General features: G+C 46.7%; 5 protein-coding genes. All 5 read right to left on the minus strand.

Translation table 11 applies throughout. From position 1 onward, the window contains the following. Positions 1-265, minus strand: a 265-nt coding sequence (locus CAG69_RS13460; RefSeq protein WP_161444646.1) for a response regulator, incomplete at its 3' end; no start/stop codon positions are given. Positions 266-310: 45 nt separating this feature from the next. Beyond that, positions 311-1,045 carry an RNA polymerase sigma factor FliA gene (locus CAG69_RS13465; RefSeq protein WP_048625854.1) on the minus strand — a complete coding sequence of 245 codons (735 nt, stop codon included), beginning with the start codon at positions 1,043-1,045 and terminating at the stop codon, positions 311-313. Beyond that, positions 1,038-1,925 carry a MinD/ParA family protein gene (locus tag CAG69_RS13470; protein ID WP_161444642.1) on the minus strand — a complete coding sequence of 296 codons (888 nt, stop codon included), beginning with the start codon at positions 1,923-1,925 and terminating at the stop codon, positions 1,038-1,040. Before CAG69_RS13470 ends, CAG69_RS13465 begins: the two co-directional genes overlap by 8 nt. Before the next feature lie 14 nt (positions 1,926-1,939). Continuing rightward, positions 1,940-3,457 carry a flagellar biosynthesis protein FlhF gene (flhF, locus tag CAG69_RS13475; protein WP_161444644.1) on the minus strand — a complete coding sequence of 506 codons (1,518 nt, stop codon included), beginning with the start codon at positions 3,455-3,457 and terminating at the stop codon, positions 1,940-1,942. A gap of 28 nt (positions 3,458-3,485) precedes the next feature. Beyond that, positions 3,486-5,585: a flagellar biosynthesis protein FlhA gene (gene flhA / locus CAG69_RS13480; RefSeq protein ID WP_053808936.1), complete on the minus strand. Its 2,100-nt coding sequence runs from the start codon at positions 5,583-5,585 to the stop codon at positions 3,486-3,488. Between the last annotated feature and the right edge of the window lie 152 nt (positions 5,586-5,737).

Consider the following 5,737-nt stretch of genomic DNA (forward strand, 5'->3'; position numbering starts at 1 on the left):
GCTCACGCTTCGCTTCAGCCGTGATCATTAGAACTGGCAAATGCTTAAGTTCTGCATCCGCGCGGATGTGTTTAAGCAAATCGATGCCTTGCATACCTGGCATGTTCCAGTCAGTTACAACAAAATCGAAGTCACCTTTTTTCAGCATTGGTAATGCGGTTAAACCATCGTCCGCTTCTTGAGTGTTATTGAAACCCAAGTCACGAAGCAGGTTTTTAACAATACGGCGCATTGTTGAGAAATCATCAACAATAAGGATCTTCATGTTTTTATTCAAAATTGCCTCCACTGAATCGTAAAATCAGTGTTTTTAGTCATTTTGTGTCCACGCACTGAGCTTGGTGCGCAAACGTTGCATCGCTTGACTCAGTATTTGACTTACGCGAGATTCGCTTACGCCTAACACATCGCCAATTTCTTTCAAATTGAGTTCTTCATCATAATAAAGCGAAAGTACCAAAGCTTCACGCTCTGGAAGCTGTTTTATTGATTCAACCAGTGCTTTTCGAAATGATTCATCGGCAACCCCTTTGAACGGGTTACTGTCATCAGTTTCATCTGCAGGTGAAATCACATCATCAGAAACGCCTAAATCTTCAATACCGACTAATTTTGAGCAGTTGATATCGGTCAGAGCACTATGATATTGATCCAGTGTCATACCGAGATGCGTGGCTACTTCAGAATCAGTAGGATCTCTATTTAATTCGCCTTCCAGTTCCGCAATCGCTTGGTTAATCTCTCGATTATTTTTATGAACAGAACGCGGTACCCAATCGCCTTTGCGCATGTCATCTAACATTGCACCGCGAATACGGATACCTGCATAAGTTTCAAAGCTCGCACCTTTAGAACCATCATAATTCTGCTGAGCTTCGATAAGACCGATCATGCCGGCCTGAATTAAATCCTCTACCTGAACACTCGGCGGTAAACGGCCTAATAGGTGGTGAGCAATGCGCTTAACCAACACTGAGTAGCGCTCTATAAACGCTTGCTGGCTATTAAACTTGCCATGTTGGTCATAGGTTATCGCTTTATTCACCAAAAGGGTCCTCTGCGAATTCGGTACGATTTAGCAACCTTTCCACAAAAAATTCCAAGTGTCCACTTGGTGTTTTCGGTAGTGGCCACGTTAACGCTTTGTTTGCTAGTGAGCTGATAGCTAAAGCGGCAGATGAGCGAGGGAACGCATCAACGACAATTTTTTGTCTTTTTACAGCCTGTCGTACTTTATCATCTAATGGAATACATGCTACGAGTTCAAGGCTGACATTCAAGAATCGCTCTGTGACTAGCGTCAACTTTGCAAACAATTCTCGCCCTTCACGGTAGCTTCTGACCATATTTGCTACAACTTTAAAGCGTTGGACCTGGTGTTCTTTACTTAACAGCTTAATTAACGCATATGCATCTGTGATTGAAGTTGGTTCATCACACACAACCACAACGACGTCTTGAGCTGCTCGCGAAAAACTGATTACCATGTCAGAAATGCCTGCGGCGGTATCTATCAGCAGGACGTCCATTTCGTCTTCAAGACTACCAAATGCTCGAATGAGTCCAGCATGTTGAGCGTGAGAAAGCTCAGTCATGCTCTGTGTGCCAGAAGTTGCAGGGATTATCTTTATACCATAAGGCCCTTCGACAATCGCATCTTTTAGCTCACATTCACCCGCTAAGACATGTCCTAGATTACGTTTTGCACGAATTCCGAGCATCACGTCCACATTGGCCAGACCTAAATCAGCGTCGAGAACCATCACCTTCTTGCCTTGGCGAGCCATACAAATCGCCAGACCCAGTGTTACGTTTGATTTCCCCACACCACCTTTGCCGCCAGTAACAGCAATTACTTTGGTCAACGATGGTTGTGTTAAGCGACGGAGGCCGCTTGCTTGATCGTGTATCATATTCTCAGTCATAGTAGTCCGCCGCCTTAGAGTCCTTCACTGTCACTGTTCCAAAAGTGAGGTTCGTTCTCTGTCGACTTCTCTAACAGTTCATTTGCTTTCGCAAGCATATATTTTGGTTGCGCTATCACAATGTCTTCTGGCACGCGCTGACCATTAGCGATGTAAGCCACTGGCATTGCGTTTTGAATCACTACACTGATGAATTCGCCTAGACTTAATGACTCATCAAGCTTCGTCATAATACAACCCGAAAGTGGTATGCGTCGGAAGTGATCCAGCGTTTCTTGTAGAACGCGACGTTGTGCGGTAGCTGGCAAAACAAGGTAGCTGTGAATCACTTCTCCGCTCTCTTGCATTAGAGTATCGAGCTGCTCAGAAAGCCTGACATCTCGTTGCCCCATCCCTGCCGTATCGACCAAAATCAGTCTTCTGTTTCTTAGCTGATATATAACATCGGCTAACTCGTTAGAATCTTTAGCAACTCTTACGGGACAACCCATGATTCTTCCGTAAATTGAGAGCTGCTCATGTGCACCTATGCGATATGTATCTGTTGTCACAAGGGCCACATTGTCGGCACCGTATTCCATGGCGGCACGTGCTGCGAGCTTCGCAACGGTGGTTGTTTTCCCCACCCCCGTCGGACCTAACAGTGCGACCACACCACCACGTTTTAAAATGTCCTGTTTAGGAATATTGATTTGATCCGCCACCAGCGACAACAACGCTTTCCACGCTCGCGCTGGTTTTGTATCTTCCGGGATATAGCAAGCCATTTGGTCTGCTAACTCCGGAGAAACGCCCATACGCTCTAAGCGCTTAATCAGCATTGCTCTGAGCGGCTCACGACGTTCCACTTCCTGCCACATTAGGCCAGAGACTTGATGCTCTAGAAGACGACGAATTGACGTCATCTCTTCGCGCATACTCTCCAGCTCATCTTCAGACTCTTCTCGCTCATCACTTGGACGGCGGCGATCATAGCGTGTCGGATCCAGCTTCGGCGTTGGACGCTCAAATCGATTATCTTGTGCGATTAACTTCGCCAAAGGTGAATCTGGTTGATATGGCGCTGGCTTTTCTTGGTTGTAGCCGTCGCGATGCTTATTCTGGCGTTGCAATAAAGCAGAGAGCGAATCTTCATTTTCCGCTACATGATCGTCAGCATCTGCTGCACCACCACTATATTGCTTAAGCATGTTAGCGAATCGCTGCGTCATCGAGCCTGTTTTTTCGTTGTTACTGTTATTACTGTTCAGGCTAATTTTATCTTCATCTAAATGACGATCTTGATAACGATCTGCAGAAGACGATGACATTTGACGATGTTCGTTATAGCGATTCGATTGAGAAGCACCGCGATTTTGTTGTGACGCAGCGCTTGCTTGAGACGGGTTAGATTCACTATCTATCGCCGCAACAATCGCCACCCCACCAGCCACTTTCTTGTTTGACATGATCACCGCTTCCGCGCCTAACTCCTCTTTCACTTGGAGCAGCGCCGTTCTCATGTCTTTGGCAAAAAATCGCTTTATTTTCAAACTATGAATCCATTAATGATGCGTGAGATCAGTTACCCACGGCTTGCACAATTCTGATCTGTTTTTCATCCGGGATTTCTTGGTAAGACAGTACCCGGAGATTAGGTATTGTGTTCTTCACAAATTTCGCCAACGTCGAGCGTAATACACCGGAAGTAAGCAGAACGGCTGGCTCGCCTTTCAATTCTTGTTCCTGTGTCGCTTGGCTTAGTGAAGACTGCAATCGTTCAGCGAGCCCCGGTTCAATCCCCGCGGATTCGCCTCCTGATGCTTGCATAGTTTGATGCAATATTTGTTCCAGTTCAGGTATCAAAGTAATCACTGGCAGCTCAGGCTCTATACCATTGATTTCTTGAACAATTAGGCGTTTAAGACTAATTCGAACTGCTGCCGTCAATATGTCAGCTTCTTGACTCTTACTTGAGTACTCAGCCAAAGTTTGAACAATCGTGCGAATATCGCGGATTGGAATGGCCTCGTTTAACAAGTTTTGTAGGACTTTCACCACCACACCTAATGGTAATTGGTCAGGAACAAAGTTCTCAACCAACTTAGGCGCGCTGCGTCCTAACATTTCTAATAAATTCTCTACTTCTTCATGACCAATCAACTGCGATGCGTTATTAGTCAATAACTGGCTCAGGTGCGTCGCTAATACTGTCGATGAGTCAACAACCGTATAACCTAACGCCTGAGCATGCTCACGCTGATCTTCGCGAATCCATACGGCTTCCAATCCAAATGCAGGGTCAATGGTTGGCTCGCCATCAATCATGCCATACACCTGACCTGGGTTAATCGCTAGCTCTTGATCCGGACGAATCTCAGCTTCGCCCACCGCAACCCCCATTAATGTGATTCGATAGCTGTTTGGCGTCAGTTCAAGGTTGTCACGTATGTGAACCGCAGGGATTAAGAACCCAAAATCTTGCGATAGCTTTTTACGCACACCTTTTACGCGCTCTAACAGTTCTCCGCCTTGGTCTCGGTCCACTAGCGGAATCAAGCGGTAACCCACTTCTAGGCCAATAATATCGACTGGCTGGACGTCGTCCCAAGAAAGCTCGCGTTGCGATGAAGGCTCTGCACCTTCGTCGGCTTTCGCTGGTAAAGCCGGTTCTTTCGCTTTCTGCTTTTGGCGTTTATCGATGAAATACGCCGCCGCGCCAGCCGCGACCGCCAGACTCAAAAACGCAAAGTGTGGCATGCCCGGTACGATGCCCATCACACCGAGAATAGCTGCGGTAATCATCAGTGCTTTTGGGTTGTCGAACATCTGGAAGACCAGCTGTTCACCCATGTCTTCATCGGTGTTTTGACGCGTCACCATCATCGCCGCTGCAATCGACAGCAATAGCGATGGAATCTGTGCAACTAGGCCGTCACCAATCGTCAGCAAAGTATAGATTTCAATTGCCTCACCGAAACCCAATCCATACTGCGCCATACCGATCGACAGACCGCCGACGATGTTGATAAACAGAATCAAAATACCGGCAATCGCGTCACCTTTTACGAACTTCGAGGCACCATCCATTGAACCATAGAAATCCGCTTCTTTTGTCACTTCAAAACGACGAACTCTTGCTTGTTCTTGGTCTATCAATCCAGCATTTAAGTCCGCATCAATCGCCATCTGCTTACCTGGCAACGCATCAAGGGTGAAGCGAGCACTTACCTCAGAGATACGACCCGCACCTTTGGTCACCACCATAAAGTTGATGATCATTAAGATGAGGAAAACCACTAAGCCGACCGCGTAGTTACCACCAATAACGACATTACCAAACGCTTCAATTACGTTACCTGCCGCGTTGCCGCCTTCATGACCATGCAGTAAGACGACACGTGTCGAGGCAACGTTCAGCGCCAAACGCAACAAGGTCGCGATCAGCAGTACCGTCGGAAAAGCGGCGAAGTCCAACGGACGACGTGTGTAAACGGTCACTAACAACACCACCATCGACAACGCGATGTTAAAGGTGAAGAACATATCCAGCAAAAAGGCTGGAATAGGCAGCACCACCATCGCTAAGGTGGCCAAAACCATCACCGGCGCGCCAATAGCTGGCATTTCACGCTGAGGGATTCGTGGCAATTTATCTGCAAATGGCAGGCTTAACTTCATACTACGAGAGATCTCAATCGATTGAAGCGTCACGTTAGCTCTTACTATTAATACGCGACCGCTTTGGCCTAAAAGTTTAGGTATGGTTGATAATTAAGGCGTTTTAAGCAAGCTATGTACCATAATTAACGCCAAAATAATGACTAAACACT

This window comes from Vibrio sp. V43_P6S15P86, from assembly GCF_009904725.1.
Taxonomy (GTDB): Bacteria; Pseudomonadota; Gammaproteobacteria; order Enterobacterales; family Vibrionaceae; genus Vibrio; species Vibrio diabolicus.

Coding starts and splice junctions, on each gene's coding strand:
- CAG69_RS13470 (WP_161444642.1), bottom strand. CDS start 1,925: ATGACTGAGAATATGATACACGATCAAGCAAGCGGCCTCCGTCGCTTA.
- flhA (WP_053808936.1), bottom strand. CDS start 5,585: ATGAAGTTAAGCCTGCCATTTGCAGATAAATTGCCACGAATCCCTCAG.